At 60.6% G+C, this 19,961-nt stretch carries 20 protein-coding genes; 13 read left to right on the top strand and 7 right to left on the bottom strand.

The genetic code is table 11. The features are described from left to right. Nucleotides 1-105 precede the first annotated feature (105 nt). The 5 genes from PR017_RS05985 (at nucleotide 106) to PR017_RS05965 (ending at nucleotide 6,541) form a co-directional block, all read left to right on the top strand. Nucleotides 106-1,563 (top strand): cryptochrome/photolyase family protein, encoded by a 1,458-nt coding sequence (locus PR017_RS05985; RefSeq protein WP_111220739.1) that lies wholly within the window; start codon nucleotides 106-108, stop codon nucleotides 1,561-1,563. Then, the gene (locus PR017_RS05980; RefSeq protein ID WP_111220738.1) at nucleotides 1,560-2,915 is read left to right on the top strand and encodes an NAD(P)/FAD-dependent oxidoreductase; all 1,356 of its coding nucleotides are present in this window, start codon (nucleotides 1,560-1,562) and stop codon (nucleotides 2,913-2,915) included. Before PR017_RS05985 ends, PR017_RS05980 begins: the two co-directional genes overlap by 4 nt. Beyond that, nucleotides 2,912-3,763, top strand: coding sequence for a DUF1365 domain-containing protein (locus tag PR017_RS05975; RefSeq protein ID WP_111220737.1), 852 nt, complete (start codon nucleotides 2,912-2,914; stop codon nucleotides 3,761-3,763). Before PR017_RS05980 ends, PR017_RS05975 begins: the two co-directional genes overlap by 4 nt. 95 nt (nucleotides 3,764-3,858) lie before the next feature. After that, a complete protein-coding gene (locus PR017_RS05970) occupies nucleotides 3,859-5,118 on the top strand; it encodes an SAM-dependent methyltransferase (protein ID WP_111220736.1) in 1,260 nt (419 codons plus the stop codon). Continuing rightward, nucleotides 5,105-6,541, top strand: coding sequence for an MFS transporter (locus PR017_RS05965; protein WP_206423180.1), 1,437 nt, complete (start codon nucleotides 5,105-5,107; stop codon nucleotides 6,539-6,541). The genes PR017_RS05970 and PR017_RS05965 overlap by 14 nt, the downstream gene beginning before the upstream one ends. Here the strand turns inward: PR017_RS05965 and PR017_RS05960 are convergent. Beyond that, nucleotides 6,477-7,307 (bottom strand): SDR family NAD(P)-dependent oxidoreductase, encoded by an 831-nt coding sequence (locus tag PR017_RS05960; RefSeq protein WP_111220735.1) that lies wholly within the window; start codon nucleotides 7,305-7,307, stop codon nucleotides 6,477-6,479. The genes PR017_RS05965 and PR017_RS05960 overlap by 65 nt on opposite strands. 99 nt (nucleotides 7,308-7,406) lie before the next feature. Next, complete coding sequence (locus tag PR017_RS05955) at nucleotides 7,407-8,057, bottom strand: ChrR family anti-sigma-E factor (protein WP_111220734.1); 651 nt, start codon at nucleotides 8,055-8,057, stop codon at nucleotides 7,407-7,409. Nucleotides 8,058-8,270: 213 nt separating this feature from the next. Here PR017_RS05955 and PR017_RS05950 point away from each other — a divergent pair, with 213 nt between their 5' ends. From PR017_RS05950 to PR017_RS05935, 4 genes are read left to right on the top strand one after another with little or no spacing between them, the layout of a single operon-like run. Next, on the top strand, nucleotides 8,271-9,311 hold the full coding sequence (locus PR017_RS05950) for a cysteine synthase A (RefSeq protein ID WP_111220733.1): 1,041 nt from the start codon (nucleotides 8,271-8,273) through the stop codon (nucleotides 9,309-9,311). Between the two features lie 6 nt (nucleotides 9,312-9,317). Further along, complete coding sequence (locus PR017_RS05945) at nucleotides 9,318-10,055, top strand: alanyl-tRNA editing protein (RefSeq protein WP_111220821.1); 738 nt, start codon at nucleotides 9,318-9,320, stop codon at nucleotides 10,053-10,055. Nucleotides 10,056-10,072: 17 nt separating this feature from the next. Then, nucleotides 10,073-10,927: a 3-mercaptopyruvate sulfurtransferase gene (gene sseA / locus PR017_RS05940; RefSeq protein ID WP_111220732.1), complete on the top strand. Its 855-nt coding sequence runs from the start codon at nucleotides 10,073-10,075 to the stop codon at nucleotides 10,925-10,927. 2 nt (nucleotides 10,928-10,929) lie between these two features. Continuing rightward, entirely contained in the window at nucleotides 10,930-11,493 is a 564-nt protein-coding gene (locus PR017_RS05935) for a GNAT family N-acetyltransferase (RefSeq protein WP_111220731.1), read from the top strand. Nucleotides 11,494-11,495: 2 nt separating this feature from the next. On the opposite strand, the gene PR017_RS05930 is transcribed toward PR017_RS05935, so the two are convergent. Next, complete coding sequence (locus PR017_RS05930; RefSeq protein WP_164498242.1) at nucleotides 11,496-11,660, bottom strand: hypothetical protein; 165 nt, start codon at nucleotides 11,658-11,660, stop codon at nucleotides 11,496-11,498. Between the two features lie 113 nt (nucleotides 11,661-11,773). Here PR017_RS05930 and PR017_RS05925 point away from each other — a divergent pair, with 113 nt between their 5' ends. Next, entirely contained in the window at nucleotides 11,774-12,283 is a 510-nt protein-coding gene (locus PR017_RS05925) for a DUF1203 domain-containing protein (protein WP_111220730.1), read from the top strand. Nucleotides 12,284-12,298: 15 nt separating this feature from the next. Here the strand turns inward: PR017_RS05925 and ald are convergent, their stop codons facing one another. After that, on the bottom strand, nucleotides 12,299-13,417 hold the full coding sequence (gene ald, locus PR017_RS05920; protein ID WP_111220729.1) for an alanine dehydrogenase: 1,119 nt from the start codon (nucleotides 13,415-13,417) through the stop codon (nucleotides 12,299-12,301). A gap of 151 nt (nucleotides 13,418-13,568) precedes the next feature. Here ald and PR017_RS05915 point away from each other — a divergent pair, with 151 nt between their 5' ends. The 3 genes from PR017_RS05915 (at nucleotide 13,569) to PR017_RS05905 (ending at nucleotide 16,561) form a co-directional block, all read left to right on the top strand. Further along, the gene (locus tag PR017_RS05915) at nucleotides 13,569-14,030 is read left to right on the top strand and encodes an Lrp/AsnC family transcriptional regulator (protein WP_111220728.1); all 462 of its coding nucleotides are present in this window, start codon (nucleotides 13,569-13,571) and stop codon (nucleotides 14,028-14,030) included. Between the two features lie 82 nt (nucleotides 14,031-14,112). Beyond that, nucleotides 14,113-14,463 carry a PilZ domain-containing protein gene (locus PR017_RS05910; protein WP_111220727.1) on the top strand — a complete coding sequence of 117 codons (351 nt, stop codon included), beginning with the start codon at nucleotides 14,113-14,115 and terminating at the stop codon, nucleotides 14,461-14,463. A 112-nt stretch (nucleotides 14,464-14,575) separates the two neighbouring features. After that, nucleotides 14,576-16,561 carry a bifunctional 2',3'-cyclic-nucleotide 2'-phosphodiesterase/3'-nucleotidase gene (locus PR017_RS05905; protein WP_111220726.1) on the top strand — a complete coding sequence of 662 codons (1,986 nt, stop codon included), beginning with the start codon at nucleotides 14,576-14,578 and terminating at the stop codon, nucleotides 16,559-16,561. Nucleotides 16,562-16,625: 64 nt separating this feature from the next. On the opposite strand, the gene PR017_RS05900 is transcribed toward PR017_RS05905, so the two are convergent. From PR017_RS05900 to ilvA, 3 genes are all read right to left on the bottom strand, one after another. Then, nucleotides 16,626-17,894 carry a GGDEF domain-containing protein gene (locus PR017_RS05900; protein WP_111220725.1) on the bottom strand — a complete coding sequence of 423 codons (1,269 nt, stop codon included), beginning with the start codon at nucleotides 17,892-17,894 and terminating at the stop codon, nucleotides 16,626-16,628. Between the two features lie 319 nt (nucleotides 17,895-18,213). Continuing rightward, nucleotides 18,214-18,546: an HlyU family transcriptional regulator gene (locus PR017_RS05895; protein WP_111220724.1), complete on the bottom strand. Its 333-nt coding sequence runs from the start codon at nucleotides 18,544-18,546 to the stop codon at nucleotides 18,214-18,216. Between the two features lie 41 nt (nucleotides 18,547-18,587). Further along, complete coding sequence (ilvA, locus tag PR017_RS05890; protein ID WP_111220723.1) at nucleotides 18,588-19,838, bottom strand: threonine ammonia-lyase IlvA; 1,251 nt, start codon at nucleotides 19,836-19,838, stop codon at nucleotides 18,588-18,590. Between the last annotated feature and the right edge of the window lie 123 nt (nucleotides 19,839-19,961).

Here is a 19,961-nt window from a genome sequence, read left to right as displayed (position 1 = left end):
TCGCCTGGGACAAGGCTGCGCCGGGTTTTCGCCGCAAGCCTTGAAACCTTTGATCCGACAACAACGTAGATGCGTAACAGACTTCAATCAGAAGGAAAAAGGGGGATGACGGCAGTGACGAAGGCGAGCGGATGTACCATCCTTTGGTTCAGAAAGGACCTCCGGCTCGACGACAACCTCGCGCTGCATGCCGCCTGCGAAAAAGGCCGGCCGATCTTTCCCCTTTACATACGCGAACCCGATAAAGACGGCACGGGACCGCTCGGCGCCGCACAGCGCTGGTGGCTCCATCACTCGCTGACTGCGCTGCAGGTGTCCCTTCGCGAACTTGGCAGCGACTTGATGCTTGCAAGCGGCGAGGCGCTTTCGGTGCTCACAAAGCTGATAGAAACCTCAGGCGCGACCGGCGTGGTCTGGAACCGCCGCTACGACCCTGCCGGTATCGCCGTCGACACCGAGATCAAGCGGCAACTCGCCGAGCGCAGCATAGAGGCCACCAGCTTTGCAGGTCAGCTGATGCATGAGCCTTCGAAGCTGATGACCGGCGGGGGCACACCCTACCGCGTCTACACGCCGTTCTGGCGGGCGCTCGAAGGCCGTGGCGAGCCGCCGGAGCCGCTGGATGCACCGAAGAAAATCACAGCCCCTGAAGCGTGGCCGGACAGCGAGCCATTGTCGGACTGGAAGCTGCTGCCGACAAAGCCGAACTGGGCGCTCTCGTTCTCCGACGTCTGGGTGCCAGGCGAAGCGTCGGCGCGCGCGCGGCTCGACGACTTCGTCGACGAGGCGCTGACTGGTTACAAGGCGGATCGTGATTTCCCGGCCAAGCCCGCGACCTCGATGCTGTCTCCGCATTTGGCACTCGGCGAGATATCGCCAGCCCGCATCTGGTATGCGACGCGCAACCTGCCGAAGAGCACGCCGCAGGACGACGTCATCCATTTCCGCAAGGAACTGGCCTGGCGCGATTTCTCCTATCATCTCCTGTTCCACTTCCCGGCCCTTCCCTCCGCCAATTGGAACAAGCGTTTCGACGCCTTCGAATGGAGGACGGAAACGGATCTGTTCGAGGACTGGACGCAAGGGCGTACAGGCTACCCGATTGTCGATGCCGGGATGCGGCAGTTGTGGAAGCATGGCTGGATGCACAATCGCGTCCGCATGATCGTCGCTTCGTTCCTGATCAAGGATCTGCTGATCGACTGGCGTCAGGGCGAGGAGTGGTTTCGCGACACGCTCGTCGACGCCGATCCCGCCAGCAATGCTGCTAGCTGGCAGTGGGTCGCAGGGTCCGGGGCCGACGCCTCGCCGTTCTTCCGTATTTTCAACCCCATTCTGCAGGGCGAGAAATTCGATCCCGAGGGGACTTATGTCCGCGAGTTCGTTCCGGAACTGGCCGAACTCGGCAACAAGTACATTCACCGGCCGTTCGAGGCACCGGCATCGGTGCTCGACCAGGCGGGCATCGCTCTCGGCAAGACCTACCCCAACCCGATCGTCGACCACGCAAAGGCCCGTGACCGGGCGCTGAAAGCCTATAGTGCAGTAAAGGACGCCGCATGAACGCCCTGTTTGCAGACCCCGGACACCACGGCGCCCACCGCATGAAAATCGCGGTCATCGGCTCCGGCGTTTCCGGCACCTCCGCCGCCTGGGCGCTTCACCCGGTACACGACGTCACGCTCTACGAAAAGGCGGACCGGGCGGGCGGGCACACGGCAACGGTCGACATCGACTATGACGGCACGCCGATTTCCGTCGACACCGGGTTCATCGTCTACAACGAGCAGAACTATCCGAACCTGACGGCGCTATTTTCCGAGCTGGGTGTCAAAACCCATGCCAGCAACATGAGCTTTGCATTGTCGCTCGACCGCGGCAGGATGGAATGGAGTGGCGATAATCTGGGGACGCTGTTCGCCCAGAAACGCAACCTGCTGCGTCCCTCCTTCCTGTGGATGGTGCGCGAGATCATGCGCTTCAACAAGACTTGCCTTACGGACCGCGCTGCCGGCCATCTGGCCGAACGCTCGATCGGCGACTACCTCGACTGGCGCGGTTTTTCGCCGGGCTTCACCAACAACTACCTGATCCCCATGGCGGCCGCCATCTGGTCAACACCGGCAGCGCAGATGCTGGACTTCCCCGCCGAGCATTTCGTCAATTTCTTCGACAATCACCGCCTGATCTACCTCAAGCAGCACCAGTGGCGCACGGTCACCGGCGGAAGCCGCAACTATCTGGAGAAGCTGCTGTCACCACTCGGCGACCGACTGAAGCTCTCATGCGGCATCCGCGGCGTCCAGCGCCGCGACGATCACGTGTTGATCACCGACGAGCACGGTCGCGAGGCGATCTACGACAAGGTGATCTTTGCCGCCCACAGCAACCAGACCCTGGCGATGCTGAAGGACGCAACGCCCGAAGAACGGCGTCTGCTCGGCGCTGTCCCCTATGGCCCGAACCGTGTCGTGCTCCACCGTGACCTCGCCCTGATGCCGAAGCGCCGCAAGGTATGGGCGTCTTGGAACTATCTCCGTTCCAGCGCAGGCGAAGGCGAAAACGGCTGTGCTGTCAGCTATTGGATGAACAGGCTGCAAGGCATTCGTGACGACCATCCCCTGTTCGTCACCCTCAACCCGGACCGCGAACCCGATCCGTCGAAGGTGTTTGCCGAGTATTCCTACGACCACCCGCAATTCAACGGCGGCAGCATGGATGCACAAGCGCAGCTTGCCAGCATTCAGGGGCGGAACCACAGCCATTTCGCCGGCGCGTGGACGGGCTACGGCTTCCACGAAGACGGCCTGACCTCCGGTCTCGCGGCAGCCGAGGCGCTCGGCCGCGTCATCCCGTGGCGCGCCCCGAGGCAGGCTGCCGTCCGTGCCAAGCAAGAACTTGAAGTCTTGGTATGAGGAAGCCTCTGGAAAAGGGCGGCGTCAACCTCGAGCGCAACGGTCCGGTGCCGCGTGTGCCCGCTGCTCTCTATACCGGCGAGGTGATGCACCAGCGCATGAAGCCATTCGGCCACCGCTTCCAGTATCGGGTATTCTCACTGCTGGTCGACCTCGATCGCCTTGTCGAGGCTGACAGGTTGTCGGCGCTGTTTTCCGTAAACAAAAGAAACCTTGTGGCTTTCCATGAGAAGGACCATTGCGGCGACAGTTCCACGCTACGCGCCTATGCCGACGGACTGCTCTCCGACGCGGGTCTTGCAGAACGGGCCGCCCGCATCGTGCTGGTCTGCTACCCGCGCATCCTCGGCTACGTCTTCAATCCGATTTCTGTCTACTACGCGTACGGCACCGACGAGCGCATGATGGCTGCCATCTACGAGGTCCGCAACACTTTCGGCGAGCGCCACACCTATGTCTGCCCGGTCAGCGACGGCGAGATGACAGAAGGCGGACTGCGCCAGAGCTGTGACAAGATTTTCCACGTGTCGCCCTTTATCCCGATGCAGATGCGCTATCATTTCCGCATGCTCCCGCCGGGCGATGAAATTCGCTGGCGTATCCTCGAAACCGATGCCGAGGGTCCGTTGCTGGCGGCCACATTCACTGGACGTCGGCAGACAATGGCAACAGCAACGCTTCTCGCGCTGACCGTCCGCATCCCGTTCCTGACCCTGAAGATCGTCGCCGGCATTCATTGGGAGGCACTGAAGCTGTGGCTCAAGGGGGCTAAATATATCCCTAAGCCAAAGGCTCCGCCTTCCGTCAGCATCAAGCCGCAGCGCATAACCCTGGAGGCCGCAGAATGACTTGGGATTCCCCGACAATAGATGCCAAGGACTGGCAAGTCCCGGTGGCACATCATATAGGTGTAGGAGCCAAGCCAATTGCTACCGGAGCATCGATGACTTACAGGCAGGACTGGACGAAATTCGCCGAGGGCGCCGAGATCCTGACGCAGGAGAACATAGCGCGCGTTGGCAAGGGGTTACCGCTGAAGGCGCGATTTGCGCTTCGCGGGTTGCTGCAGATGCAGACCGGTTCTCTCGCAATCCAGATGCCGGACGGCCGCAAAGTTGTCGTTGTCGGCAAGGTGGAGGGTCCCAAAGCTGCGGTAACGCTGCGCAACTGGAAGCTCGCCTACCGGGCGCTGCTCACAGGCACGATCGGCGTCGCAGAGACTTATATGGACGGCGACTGGGATAGCCCCGACATCGTATCGTTCCTCCAGCTTTTCCTGATCAATGGCGAAGCCGCCGACCAGTACGCTAATGGTACCGGCGGCATCATGCAGGTCGTCGAAAAGATTCGCCACTGGATGCGCGGCAACAGCAAGGCCGGGTCCAAGCGCAATATCTCGGCGCATTACGATCTCGGCAACGACTTCTACAAGGCGTGGCTGGATCCGAGCATGACCTATTCCTCCGCGCTCTATTCTACCGGCGCCAACGACCTGCAGTCGGCCCAGAATGCGAAATACCGGGCCTTGGCGGAAGCCACCGGCATCGAGCCGGGCGACCATGTGCTGGAGATCGGCTGCGGCTGGGGCGGGTTCGCCGAATTCGCCGCGCGGGAAATGGGGTGCCGGGTTACGGGCCTGACCATCAGCCGCGAACAGCTCGTCTTCGCCGAAGAGCGTATCCGCAAGGCTGGCCTCAGCGACCGCGTCGATTTCCGCTTTCAGGACTATCGCGACGAAACCGGCGTCTACGACAAGATCATCTCGATCGAAATGTTCGAGGCGGTCGGAGAGAAATACTGGTCGACCTATTTTTCCAAGCTGAAGGACTGCCTGAAGCCGGGTGGCCAGGCTGGCCTGCAGATCATTACGATCAAGCCGGAGGCCTTCGCGAAGTACAAGGCCAACCCCGACTTCATCCAGAAGTATGTATTTCCCGGCGGCATGCTCCCGACGCCGGAACATCTGCTGGCACTGAGCCGGAAGGTTGACCTGTCGATGGTCAAGGATTTCGGTTTCGGGCTCGACTATGCCCGGACGCTGGCGGAATGGCGCGACCGTTTCTGGGCCGCCTGGGAGCGGGTCAAGCCGCTTGGGTTCGACGACCGTTTCAAGCGGCTCTGGGACTTCTACCTGTTCTACTGCGAGGCGGGCTTCCTCTCGCGCAATATCGACGTACGCCAGGTGGTTTTTGCCAGGGCGTGACGCGGGCGGACTTCGTTCACCGCAGTCGGGCGGTGAGCGACCGATCGGCTGGTGGCGGCTTCTGGCATACGCGCTGCCGGCAGCGCCGCTCGCAGCGCTCGGCCTGCCGCTCTATGCGGTGGTGCCGACCTACTACACCGAAACCATAGGCCTCCCCCTTGCTGGCGTGGGCTTGGTGCTGCTGCTGGTGAGGATATTCGATGCCGTATCCGATCCACTGGTCGGCGTGGTCGCGGATCGCTTCCGACCTCGCTTCGGCCGACGTCGCCTGCTCTTTTCGATCTCGGTACCCATCGCCTCGCTTGCCGCTCTGATGCTCTACTCGCCACCACCGGGTGTGACGTTGCTGTGGCTGGGCGCATGGGGCGTGGTGCTGTCGCTCGGTTATACGATGGCGATGGTGCCCTATTCGGCATGGGGCGCGGAACTGATCGACGACTACAGTGGTCGCACATCGCTCACCAGCCTTCGCGAGGGGATATCACTGATCGGGGTGCTGATCGCCATCGTCGTGCCGTTCGCCATCGGCATGGAGCGCGGAGCTCCAATTTCCGGACTGGCCGTGCTTGGGATCATCGTGGCCATCAGCCTGCCGGTCTCGGGCCTGATAGCCGTGATCTTCGTGCCGGAACCGCGCGAGCATAGAGTCGCCAGGGTAGCCCTCCGGCAGAGCCTCGGCTTTCTGGCGGCAAACAAGCCGTTCGTCCGCCTGCTGATCGCGTATTTTATCAACGGCTTTGCAAACGGCATCCCCGCGACACTCTTTCTCTATTTCGTATCGGACCGGCTTGGGTTGCCGCAATCGCGCGGGCCGCTGCTGTTCATGTATTTCCTCTTCGGCATCGCCGGTGTTCCGCTGGCGACGCTGGCTGCCAGACGCTTCGGCAAGCATCGCGCCTGGTGCATTGCAATGATCGTTGCTTGTGCCGCCTTCGTCGCGGCACCGCTGCTGCCTTCTGGTTCGCTCTATGGTTTTGGCGCGATCTGCATCGTCACGGGCCTCATGCTGGGCTTCGATTTATCTCTGCCCCCGGCAATCCAGGCCGACGTCATCGATGTGGACACCGCCCAATCCGGTTCGCAGCGCGGCGGCCTCTATTTTGCGGCCTGGGGGCTGGCCACCAAGCTCTCGCTGGCGGCGGGTGTTGGGCTCATCTTTCCGCTGCTATCCGCCTTCGGCTTCGATGCTGCGGCCGGCGCCGGCAACCGGCCGGAGGCTCTCTGGACGCTGGCCATCTCCTATGCATGGATACCCATCGCGCTGAAGCTCATCGCCGTGGCGCTGATGTGGAATTTTCCGCTCGACGAGGCAGCGCACAAGGTTTTGCGCTCGCGCATCGACGGCAGCAGGCCAGCCGCTACTCGGCCGGATGCGGAGAGGGATCTCGCGGCGGCTCTACCCCACGCTCGGGCCATCCGGTAAACCGGTTGATGGCCTTGAAATAGAGATTGTAGGGCAGGAACTTCAGCAGCTTCAGCCTTAGCGTAAAACTCTTCGGAAAGCTGATCTCGAAGGAGAGCGACTTTAGGCCTGCGGCGATCTCGTCGGCAGCGACCTTAGCGGTTACCAGCGACGGCATCGGGAATTGGTTGTTCTTCGTCGCTTCGGTATCGACGAAACCCGGATTGATGATCTGGATTCGGATGCCGAGTTTATCGAGATCGAATTTCAGGCTTTCGGCCATGTTGATGAGCGCCGCCTTGGTGGCTCCGTAGGCGGCACTTGTCGGCAGCCCTCCATAGCCGGTGACTGACGAGACGATAGCAATCTGGCCCTGCCCCTTCGCCTTCATGTGACGCACGGCGGGGATCAAACAATTGACCACGCCGGAGAGGTTGACGGAGAAGCTCCGCTCGAAGTCATCGTGTTTCAGATGCGCACCGTCCACTGGCAGATAGACACCGGCATTGAAGATTGCCATGGCCAGAGTGCCGTGCTGGTACTCGATGGCGGCGACGGTGTGCTCCATGTCCTCGGCGCTGGTAACGTCACCATCGAGAACGATGATGCTGCCGGCAAGTCCTGCTGCCTCCAGCTGGAGTTCGAGCAACTTTTCGTGGCTACGGGCGGTTACTGCAACCCGGTACCCTTCACCCGCAAGCTTGAGCGCGAGCGCTCGTCCAATGCCCGAGCTGGCTCCGGAAATCCAGACGATCCCATGATCGGGTCGGGCGACATAGTCACGCATCTCGTTGCTCCTCGGCGGGTCCGGTTCAACACCAGGCGATGTCAGAAAGTTCCTGTCCAGCAGTTTGTTGCTGCCGATAACACGCTATTGTGGCTGCTTTCAGCCGAGCAGGTCGCCAACGAGCCGCGTCAGCGGCCCCTTGAATTTTATCGGCGCCTCGAGCACAGAGAACGCAATGCAGGGCCGGTCGTTTTCGGCCACCGGCCGATGTACGATGCTGTCGTCGGCGATCGATATCTCACCCGGCCCGTAGCGGCCGCGAGCATCCGAAAATGCCCCCTCCAGCACCAGCGTCAACTCGGCGCCCTGATGGGTGTGGGTCGGCAGCTTCCTGCCGGCGCGGATCCACATGAGGTTGACCTCGCAGCCATCAATTTCGCCAAGCCCGTATCTCCTGAAGCCCGGCAACTTGCTGCGCCACGGTATATCCGCAAGATCATAACCGATGAAATCCCGCAGCGTCCGTGGCAACCCCCCGTGCACGGATCTCTCGGCCGGGCGCGGCGCCGGTTCCGGGGAGCCCGACGATGCGAAAATGGTCGCAAGCCGGGAATTCCTGTCACCGACATCAACGGCGGGCATCTGTTCCAGAGCCTCGCCTGCAAGTGCTTCTAGATCATGCACGATTAAACGATTGACGGGCTGCATCTCCAGATGAGTGGCAACAAGGATGCGGGCAGGTTCCGGAAGGGAGCCGGCAACGTAATGCGCCATCAGCGCGTCGAAAGTATCGATGTGATTGCCCACCATATTCGTTCCGACCAAGACCCGTTCACCCGCTCGAACTTTTCTGCTGATCCATACGCCAAAAGTCAATCGACAGATCACCAAGGCAGACTTATTGCTTTGAACCGATGAATTTTATCGCACCGGCCGCCCTATGAGAACGGTATTTCTTGCCAATGCCGCCTTGTGGAGAGAAAAGACCGTTCTTACAATAGGATCAAACAGAAGGCAGATCCCATGAGCGTTTACCCCTCCGTCCTCGAAGCGATCGGCCACACACCTCTCATCAAGCTGAAGGGCGCCTCCGAGGCGACCGGCTCGACGATCTACGGCAAGGCGGAATTCCTGAACCCGGGGCAATCCGTCAAGGACCGTGCGGCGCTCTACATCATACGTGACGCCGAGAAAAAGGGACTGCTTTGGCCGGGAGGCGTTATCGTCGAGGGCACGGCCGGCAACACTGGCATCGGCCTCACGCTCGTCGCCAAGGCGCTGGGCTATCGCACCGTCATCGTCATCCCGGAAACGCAGAGCCAGGAGAAGAAGGACGCGCTGAGGCTGCTCGGCGCGGAACTGGTCGAGGTGCCGGCTGCACCTTACAAAAACCCCAACAATTACGTCAAAGTCTCCGGCCGGCTGGCTGACCAACTGGCAAAAACCGAGCCGAACGGCGCCATCTGGGCGAACCAGTTCGACAATCTCGCCAACCGCCAGGCGCATATCGAGACGACGGCGCGCGAAATCTGGGATGATACGCATGGCAAGGTCGACGGCTTCATCTGCGCGGTCGGTTCCGGCGGCACGCTGGCCGGGACGGCGATGGGCCTGCATGGCTTCAACAAGGGCATCAAGATCGGCCTCGCCGATCCCGAAGGTGCATCGCTCTATGAGTTCTATGCCCATGGCACGCTGAAATCCGAGGGATCGTCGATCACCGAAGGCATCGGCCAGGGACGCATCACAGCCAATCTCGAGGGCTTCAAGCCTGATTTTGCCTACCGGATCTCGGATGCAGACGCATTGCCGCTTGTCTTCGACCTTGCAGCACATGAAGGGCTGTGCCTCGGCGGCTCGTCAGCCATCAACATAGCCGGCGCGATGCGGATGGCGAAGGATCTCGGCCCCGGGCACACCATCGTCACCATCCTCTGCGACTACGGCAACCGCTACCAGTCAAAGCTCTTCAACCCGGACTTCCTGAAGTCAAAGGGCCTGCCTGTGCCGGATTGGCTGACGGCGTCCCCGGAGATTTCCGTGCCCTATGAACGGGTCGCGTGATTGCCGATGACAGTCGAGGCGCTCTTCCGTGACGATTTCTATCTGTCGACCGTCGAGGCGACGGTGACTGCAGTGCACGAGGACGGCGGCATCGAAGTCGACCGGACCTGCTTTTATGCAACATCGGGCGGTCAGCCCGGCGATACCGGATTTCTGGAACGCAGCGACGGCTCAAGGATCCTGCTGGGCCAGGCACGCCATGGCGCGACCAAGGACATTATCCTGCACGCACCGCTCGAAGGCGAGGCCGTGCCTTCCGTCGGCGAGACAGTGGTTCTGCACATCGACTGGCCGCGCCGCTACCGGCTGATGCGGATGCACACCGCCTGCCATCTCCTGTCCGTCGTCTGCCCCTACCCGATCACAGGCGCTGCCGTCGGCGAAGACGAGAGCCGCGTCGACTTCGACATGGGCGAGGCCATCGACAAGGACGATGTGACGGCGAAGCTTATGACGCTCGTCAACGAAAATCACCCGATCACCCTGCAATGGATTACCGACGAAGAGCTTGCCGCCAATCCGGGCATCGTCAAGTCCAAGAACGTTCGGCCTCCGACAGGACTTGGCCGGGTCAGTCTCGTCTGCATCGGCGAGAGTTCGTCCGTTGACAGCCAGCCCTGTGGCGGCACACATGTGTCTGAGACGCAGGAGGTCGGCGCGATCTATATCGCCAAGATCGAAAAAAAGGGCAAGGAAAACCGGCGTTTTCGCATCCGCTTCGGAACGCCCGGGCAAGAAGCCTGAACAGCATGGAGATCAGCATGAGTGTCGACCAAAGCCGTTTTGTCGTATCGGCCGAATGGCTGCAACAGCAGCTTGGCGCTCCGGACCTGAAGGTGGTCGACGCCGCGTTCTATCTCCCGGCGCAGAAGCGGGACGCGGAGGCCGAATACGCCGCCGGCCATATTCCGGGCGCCGTCCGTTTCGACCATGACAAGATCGCCGATCACTCCACGGACCTGCCGCACATGGTGCCCTCCCCGGAGTATTTCGCCGAACAGGTCGGCAGGCTTGGGATATCGGCAACCGACCGGATCGTCGTCTATGACGGTCCCGGTATTTTTTCGGCACCGCGCGCCTGGTGGCTGTTCCGCATCATGGGCGCTAGCAAGGTCGTAGTGCTGGATGGCGGCCTCGATGGCTGGAAGGCCGAGGGCCGTCCCCTGGAAACGACGACGCCGGATCCGCAGCCCGCGACTTTCACCCCTGTATTCGACGACAAGCGCGTGGTCGGCTTCGAGGACATGCGCGATATCGTCTCCAGCAGCGCCATGCAGATTGCAGATGCGCGTAGCGCCGGCCGGTTCGCAGCCGAGGAACCCGAGCCCCGCGCCGGTATGCGCTCCGGCCACATGCCGGGTGCCCGCAGCCTGCCTTCCGGCTCCTTTTCGACCGGCGGCAAGCTGAAGACGCTGTCAAAACTGAAGCAGACCATCGAGGCCGCCGGCATCGATCTTTCCAAGCCGGTCGTCACCAGTTGCGGTTCGGGTATCACTGCGGCAATCATTACGCTGGCGCTGGAATCACTCGATCACAGCGACAACCGGCTCTATGACGGCTCCTGGACGGAATGGGGAAGCCGGCAGGACACACCCATCGCCACCGGCAAGGCTTGAACATGACTGAAACAACCCTCGCACAAATACCGGTCCAGATCACCCGGCTGGAAATGACTGCGCCGCCGAAGACCAGCCTGGCGATCCCGATCAATATCCAGGCTGCCGTCATGCGGGCACCGAAGATCCCGCTGCCGTTCTACCGCTATCTCTACCGGCAGGTCGGTGCCCGATGGCAGTGGGTGGACCGGATGAGAATGAGCGACGAGGAGCTGACGACCGTCCTCCATGACGAGCGCAACGATGTCAGCGTTCTCTACGTCAATGGCGCGCCCGCCGGCTTCTTCGAACATTTTCGTGTCGACGAGGACACAATCGAGCTTAGTCACTTCGGGCTGATAGAGCATGCGCTCGGGCTTGGCATCGGCAAGTGGTTCCTGCTGCAGGCTCTCTATGCCCTGTGGCTTTCGAACCCGCAGCGGATCGTGGTGACGACCAATAATCTCGACCATCCGCGCGCGCTGCAGCTTTACCAGATGTTCGGTTTTTCACCGGTATCGACGGCGCAAGGCACAGTCACGCCGCTGACTGACGACGAGTTGCTCGAGATCATCAAGCGCGGCTGAGACTAGCGCGACAGCCCGTTTGGCCGGCGCGGATCTGTGCGCCGGTCTATTTCGAGCGATTGCCCGGCGGTGGCCCTGAGGTTGGCAACCTCTCGCCGCAATACGCTGAGTTCTTCGAGTATCTTGTCATTCTGCCTGGCGAGATAGTCGAGATCGATGTTTGGCATGCTGACGCTCCCTTTTAATCGAAAAATAGCGCTTTGAAAACGAACGGCAAGAAACGGGTGGTTTCGCCCTGATCGGAGCCGCATGTCATGACGACCTTAAAGGGAGATCTGTCATGTCCAACATTCGTTTCGCCGCCATGCCCTACGCCGATGCCGAAGCTCTCTGGAGCGGAGACGCCGATGCCTACGGGAGACTGCCGGAAACCACGATCTCCGATGGCCCCGGCAATCCCTGCCGGCATTGCCTCCGGAATATCGACGCCGGGGACGAATTGCTGGTCTTTGCCTATCGGCCTTTTCCGGAGCTGCAGCCATACGCCGAAACCGGCCCGGTCTTTCTACACAAGCTGCCTTGCCAACGCTATGCGGCAGAGGAGGTCCTGCCGCCCGTTCTGTCCGGCACCCGCGACTTCATCGTGCGGGGATACAGCGACAGCAATCGCATCGTCTACGGCACGGGCGCCGTCACGGCCACCGACGACATTCCCGCCTATGCCGAAACGCTGCTGGAGCGGCCGGAAATAGCTTATGTCCACGTGCGATCGGCGCGCAACAACTGCTATCAGTGCCGGATAGACAAGCAAAAAGCGCCGGTCCATGGGGAGCTCGGCGCCTTCATCTGACAGCTGGCCTTGCGGTCAGGCGACGTTCAGGATGCTTTCCGGCGCAACGGCTTCATAGCCGAGTGCTTCGGCAACCGCTGCATTGACGATGCGGCCCTTGTGAACGTTGAGACCATTGCGCAGATGGCGGTCTTCGGCGATGGCGCGGAGGCCGCGATCGGCAAGCGCCAGGCCATGGTGAAGCGTGGCGTTGTTCAGCGCATGGGCTGACGTGACCGGTACGGCACCCGGCATGTTGGCCACGCAATAATGCACGACGCCTTCGACGACATAGGTCGGATCGGAATGCGTCGTTGCATGCGAGGTCTCGAAGCAGCCGCCCTGGTCGATGGCGACATCGACGATGACGGCACCCTTCTTCATGCCGGTCAGCATGTCCCGGGTCACGAGTTTTGGCGCAGCAGCACCAGGGATCAGCACGGCACCGATGACCAGGTCGGCGGAGAAGACTTCGTCCTCCAAGGCCTGTATGCTGGAATAGCGGGTGTGAACCCGGCCGGCAAAGAGGTCATCAAGCTGGCGCAGGCGCGGCAGGTAGCGATCGAGGATGGTGACGTCTGCACCGAGGCCGACGGCCATGCGGGCAGCATGCAGCCCGACGACACCGCCGCCGATAACGGTGACCTTGCCCGGCAGCACCCCGGGAACGCCGCCGAGGAGGACGCCGAGACCGCCATTGGCCTTCTGCAATGCCGTCGCTCCAGCCTGGATCGACAGGCGTCCGGCGACTTCCGACATCGGCGCCAGCAATGGCAGGCCGCCACGGTCGTCGGTCACAGTCTCATAGGCAATGGCGGTGACGCCGGAAGCCAGCAGGCCCCTTGTCTGCTCCGGATCCGGAGCGAGATGGAGATAGGTATAAAGGATCTGGCCTTCGCGCAGTTGTGCCCACTCCTGCGGTTGCGGCTCCTTGACCTTGACGATCATGTCGCAACCCTCGAAAATTTCCTTGGCCGAGCCGACAATCTTGGCACCGGCCGCTGCATAGGCGTGGTCGTCGGCACCGATGCCGGCCCCGGCCTTGGTCTCGATCCAGACCTGGTGGCCGTGGGCGACATAATCACGCACGGCGGCCGGCGTCAGGCCTACGCGGTATTCGTGGTTCTTGATTTCCTTCGGGCAGCCGATGCGCATGTTCGTTCCTCTCGATAGCCGTCCGCTTTTGCGGATCGTGATACTTGAGTGAACCATTTCGGCGACGCAATGTCCTTGCAAAGACGGTTTGCAGAACTATCGCTTTTCGACGATAATTGCGTTTTACCATCAAATATCGAAGGATATTCGAATGTCCGAGCTTGATGCCATCGATCGTGCCATTTTGAGAGCTCTTCAGCAGAATGCCCGGATCACCAATACCGAGCTTGCCGTAAAGGCTGGCCTTTCGCCATCAGCCTGCTCGCGCCGCGTCGATATTCTCGAAAAGAACGGCACCATCGGCGGCTACCACACGCGCCTGTCGCACAAGGCGCTGGACTACCGGATGATCGCCGTTGTCCATATTTCGCTGTCCGGCCAGTTCGCCAAAACGTTGACCGAATTCGAAACAGCGGTAAAACTTTGCCCGAACGTGCTCGTTTGCTATCTGATGTCGGGCGAGTACGACTATATCCTGCGGGTCGCCGCACGCGATCTGGAGGACTACGAGCGCATCCACCGCGACTGGCTGTCCGCCTTGCCGCATGTGGTCAAGATCAACTCTAGCTTCGCGCTACGAGAGGTGATCGACAGGCCGAATGTCGGTCTTTAACCGGAGTACGCCGCTTCGAAACTTAAGCTTGGCATAGACTCATTATCAACGTCTGTCGGCTAATCCTTAACTGGAGGCAGGAATGACAATGCAGAACGAACCCAACATGCTCGGTATGAAGGTGCGCAGCCAGGTCCGTCGCCATGCGCGCCTGGTCGGCAGCGTCAGATATCTCAATCGTGAAACCGAAGGCCGCATTGTCGATCTTTCCCCCACGGGCCTGGCGCTCGATCTGAGCGGCGCCTTCCTCGGAGCGGCCGGCAGCAAGGTCCGCATCGACTGCGAAGAAATCGGCACCATCGAGGGGACGGTCCGCTGGATGCGCAATGGCCGCATTGGCGTCGAATTCAACCGCAGCTCCAATGCGGCGGCGCAGGTCAGCTCCTATTTCCGATTTTTCCACAAGGATATCACGCCGGTTTTGAAACGCTGACCGCTTGCCGGACTGGTGCCATCTACCTGTCACTTAACGGGTGCACTCCTCGATAAATCATCCTAGTCTCGCCCGGCGTCGGGGGACGTCGATGAATGCTGAGGAGAAAGCCATGCCTGCGAGTTTCGATTTTTCCATGTCCCGCCGCTCGTTGCTGGGCGGTCTCGGTGCGTCTGCAGCACTTGTCATGCTGCACCCCTTTTCGGCGCGCGCAGCCGGCAATCAGGCCCATCTGCGGCTGATGGAAACCACGGATATCCACGTCAACGTCTTCCCCTATGACTACTACGCCGACAAGCCGAACGAGACGATGGGGTTGACGCGGACGGCAACGATCATCGATTCCATCCGTGCCGAAGCGACCAATTCGATTCTCGTGGACAATGGCGACGTGCTGCAGGGCAATCCGATGGGCGACTACATGGCCTATCAGCACGGCATGAAGGACGGGGACGTCCACCCCGTCATCAAGGCCATGAACACGCTCAATTACGACGTCGGCACGCTCGGCAACCACGAATTCAATTACGGCCTCGACTTCATGTTCAAAGTTCTGGGCGGCGCCAACTTCCCCTTCGTCTGCGCCAACCTCACCAGAGGGCAACTGGCCAGCGACCCGAAGAAGGACGACCTGTTCTTCAAGCCGTATATGATCCTCGACAAGACCATCAAGGACGGTGCCGGCAAGGAGACGCCGATCAAAATCGGCTTTATCGGCTTCGTTCCGCCACAGATCATGCTCTGGGATCTCAAGAACCTCGAAGGCAAGGCACAGACCCGCGATATCGTCGAGGCCGCCAAGGCATGGGTGCCCGTCATGAAGGAACAGGGCGCCGATATCATCATCGCCCTTTCGCATTCCGGCATCGATGGGTCTGCTCCGTCCGCCCGGATGGAAAATGCATCGCTCTATGTGGCGGCAGTCGAAGGCATCGATGCGGTCTTCACGGGCCACCAGCATCTGGTCTTCCCCGGCCCGAAAACCTGGGACGGGATCAAGGGCGCCGACCCCGTCAAGGGCACGTTGCAGGGCAAACCTGCTGTCATGGGCGGCTTCTGGGGTTCTCACCTCGGCCTTATCGACCTTTTGCTGGAAAAGGACGGCAAGGACTGGAAGATCGTCGACTTCACTTGCGAAGCTCGGCCGATCTATCACCGCGACGAGAAGAAGAAGGTCATCGCCGATGTCGGCGACAAGAAGGAAGTGGTCGAGGCAGCGAAAGCAGAGCACGAGGCAACCCTCGCCTATGTGCGCACGCCCGTCGGCAAGACGGCGGCGCCGCTCTATTCCTATTTCGCGCTGGTGGCCGACGACCCCTCGGTCCAGATCGTCTCCAAGGCGCAAAGCTGGTACATCAAGGACATGCTGAAGGAGACGCAGTACAAGGATCTGCCTGTTCTCTCTGCAGCAGCGCCCTTCAAATGCGGTGGCCGCAACGGCCCGGACTACTACACCGACGTCGCCGCAGGACCAATTGCCATCAAGAACGTCGCCGACCTCTACCTCTATCCGAACACCGTGCAAGCCGTCGTTATCAACGGAGCGCAGGTCAAAAACTGGCTCGAGATGTCGGCGTCGATGTTCAACCAGATCACACCGGGGGCAAAAGATGCACCGCTGCTGAACCAGGCCTTCCCGTCGTTCAATTTCGACGTCATAGACGGCGTCACCTATCAGATCGACCTTTCGCAGAAGCGTCGGTTCGATGACGACGGCAAGCTGGTGAATGCCGATTCCAATCGCATTCAAAACCTGCAGTTCGACGGAAAACCGATTGATCCGGCAATGAAATTCCTGGTGGTCACCAACAACTACAGGGCGGGCGGCGGCGGCAAGTTTCCGGATATCGCCACGGACAAGGTGGTCTATCAGGCGCCTGATACAAATCGCGACGTCATCGTCCGCTATATCCACGACCAGCGCACCATCAACCCCAGCGCCGATGGCAACTGGACCTTCAAGCCGATGCCGGGCACCACTGTCGTGTTCGACAGCGCGCCAAAGGCGAAGACCTATATCGCCGACCTCAAAAGCGTCCGCGTCGAGGATGTGGGCGACGGCGCCGACGGTTTCCATACGTTCCGGTTGGTTCTCTGATCGCGGCTAGCTTATGCGACGGGTGCCGATGGTGCCCGTCGGAACAACCAGCGCAACGCCGGCGTCAGCCCAGCGGCTTCCAGCCGGCGCGGCCGACGACGCGATTGCGGCCGTCATTCTTGGCGAGGTAAAGCCGGTCGTCGGCGATTGCCAGCAGGCCGTTGAAGCTTGCGGCATCATCCCCGGACGTTGCAACGCCGATGCTGACGGTGATGGGTTTGCCCCCTGGATTGCGAATGGTTTCCGCCACCTGCCACCGCAGATGCTCGGCCAGAAGCAATGCCTCCGCGTGATTTGTCCGCGTGCAGAGCACCACGAATTCCTCGCCGCCGAACCGGAAGAGCCGGTCGGTCGGGCGTAATGCGTTCGAGATTGCGGCGGCGACCGCCTTCAAGACGCCATCGCCTTCGAGATGGCCGAACTGGTCGTTGACCGCCTTGAAGTCGTCGGCGTCGATCAGCAGCAGCGTCATGGTTTCGTTACGCTTCTGGCTGTCGCGCAGTATCTGCGGCCCTTCCACCTCCATGCGGTTGCGATCGAACGTACCCGTCAGCAGATCGCGACCGCTGCGAGAGAAGAGATCGTCGTAGCGCTCGCGAAACGTCAGGTCGTGAAACACGTCGAGCACGGAGCGGTGCGCGGTGGTCGCCAGATGTCGTCGTATGCTGCGCTGATAGAGCGCGAAAAGCCCCGAATAGATCAGAACGGCGAGAAGCTTACCAATCCAACCGCTCCAGAAGGCAGCCATCGGAACGCCTGAGAAATAATGTAAAGCCGCAAAGAAGCCGATCTGGTCGAAGGTCAGCAGCACGAAGCCTGCGATCATGAAGCGCAACACGACCCAGCGCTGTATGAAACGACCCAGTTTCTCATAGAGCAGGATGATGCCTATGGCGTCGATATAGAGCAGCGCCGTGCCCCAGATCATCAGCCAACCCATCTCCCGAAGAAAAGCGAAATCCGTACTGCGGCCCGGCGATACCACGGCGGGAATTTGAAACTGCACCGCCCAGGCAATCGCGACGGTGAGCAAATTGCCGAGAAACAGACCGTAGATCGGCTGGCGCACGATCGCCGCATCCTCCTGCATGTAAAGCATCAGGATCATCATCAGCTTGCCGGCGAAAAACACCGAGGAGCCGGGAGACACCACGCCGAAAGGCAGTTCGACATAGAAGACGGCTGCGAGATAGGTTTCCATGAAGTGCATTACGCCGAGTGCCGTCAGGAAGACGCCCAGCCCGATACGGTGCCGCAAATGCAGGAGAGTCACCATGATCGCAAAATAAGCGACGGCCTCGAGCACGAACAAAGCCAGGTTAAGCTCCCTCATCGCATTGTCCGCTTTCGCCTCTTAAATGTGTTTCTGCACAACGACCGTTTAAGTTTGAAATATAGGACGGCTGAGGTTCCGCCAAGTCTATTGCAGTCGAATCCGGTATTTTGACGCAACGATGTTAACGCTGCGCGGTGCCAGTTAAGAAGAGAGAGTAGCGACAAGCGGTGCTTAAGTGCAAAACTCGCGGAAATGCTGCTGATGGAGCCGATCCCCACCCGCTCCTGCGACTTCTTGTTAATAACGTGAGATGTTTTTTTTGCAGATGATGGGCGATCAAGCCCCTCATCCGTTACTGGCGAAACAGCGCACCCAATCAGACCTGACGGCTAGGCTCGCCATCGGCAAACAGCGACGGGCCATGCTGGTCGATGATCTGTTGCGCCTTGCGGAAGGTCGTCTCCACCGCGTCATCGACCGAGCTGAAAACGTCGGCGCGGATGAAGCTCCGAACCAGGATTTCGCCGTTCACCTGCTTTTCGATACGACCGGCCAGACGGAACTGGCTGCCTTCACGCTGCGGAACGGCGAAAATCTGGCAATCCTGATAGGTCTGCGAGGCGGCTGGCGCCCCCGCCTTTGTGGCCTCGGCCTTGGGCCCGCCGGCACCGGTGAACAGCGACAGGATCGTGGAGAAGAAGGACGCCATTGTTTGCCTCTTGGTTTGCCGCGGCCTGAAAGCGCAGACAGTCATATGATCAGGTTTGCAAGGATCTCGTTATCGGTGATGTCTTCGTAGCCAAGTCCGGCATTCTCGAAATTCTGCCGCAGCTCCGCGAAACTGTCCGCATTCTTCACCTCGATTCCGATCAGGATAGAACCGAAATTGCGGGCGCTCTTCTTCAGGTATTCGAAGCGGGCGATGTCATCGTCAGGGCCGAGCAGATTGAGAAAGTCACGCAGCGCCCCAGGACGCTGGGCCAGACGCAGAATAAAATATTTCTTCAAGCCCGCATGGCGCATGGCGCGCTCCTTGACGTCGGGCAACCGCTCGAAATCGAAGTTGCCACCGGACACGACGGCAACAATGGTCTTGCCACGGATAGCGTCGCGATCCATCGCCTCGAGCGCGGTGATCGCCAGAGCGCCGGCCGGTTCGAGCACGACGCCTTCGACATTCAGCATGTCGATGATCGTCACGCAGATAGCATTCTCCGGCATCAGCATCACCTGATCGGCGGGGAAACCTCGCAATGCTTCAAAATTGAGATCGCCAATGCGGGCAACCGCCGCCCCGTCAACGAAATTATCGACCTTCGGCAATGTCAGCAGGCTTCCGGCCTCTACCGAGCGACGAAGGCTGGGAGCGCCCGCCGGCTCGACGAAACGGAACGCCGACGGTGGCAGGACATCGCTGAAATAGCCGGTGATCCCGGCAGCGAGGCCGCCGCCGCCGACCGGCATCACGACCAGATCCGGCAGCACGCCCTCCGGCAATTGCGCCGCGATTTCGGCCGCCACCGTCGCCTGCCCCTCGATAATGTCGGCGTGGTCGAACGGCGGCACCATGAAGCCGTCATTGGCCGAGACGTAGTCGCGGGCAGCCTGGTAGCACTGGTCGAAAAAGTCGCCGAAGAGTTTGATCGTGATGAATTCGCCGCCGAATATGCGGGTCTTCTCGATCTTCTGCTGCGGTGTCGTCACCGGCATGAAAACCACACCGGGCACGCCGAAGTGGCGGCACACGAAGGCAAATCCTTGCGCGTGGTTACCGGCCGAGGCGCAGACGAAGACTTTACCGGTACCGCCGGCTGCCATCTGCTTGCGGAAAAAGTTGAAGGCACCGCGGATCTTGTAGGAGCGCACGGGCGTCAGGTCCTCGCGCTTCAGCCAGATATCGGCACCGTAGCGGGCGGAGAGATGCTCGTTGAATTGCAGCGGCGTTGCGGGGAAAATCTCCCGCATGGCTTCCTGTGCGCTGTCGACATCCCGTGTGTTCAAAATCCGAACGTCCTTCGTTGTTTCAAGCGTCTGGCTATGACACAGGCCAGCTGTCTAGATAAAGTCTCTTATTTGTCTGAGGCTAGGCAAACTCCGCTTTTTCGGTGCTGACCACCCTCATAA

It is taken from the genome of Rhizobium tumorigenes (genome assembly GCF_003240565.2).
Taxonomy (GTDB): Bacteria; Pseudomonadota; Alphaproteobacteria; order Rhizobiales; family Rhizobiaceae; genus Rhizobium; species Rhizobium tumorigenes.
This window is presented reverse-complemented; position numbering and strand designations above follow the sequence as displayed.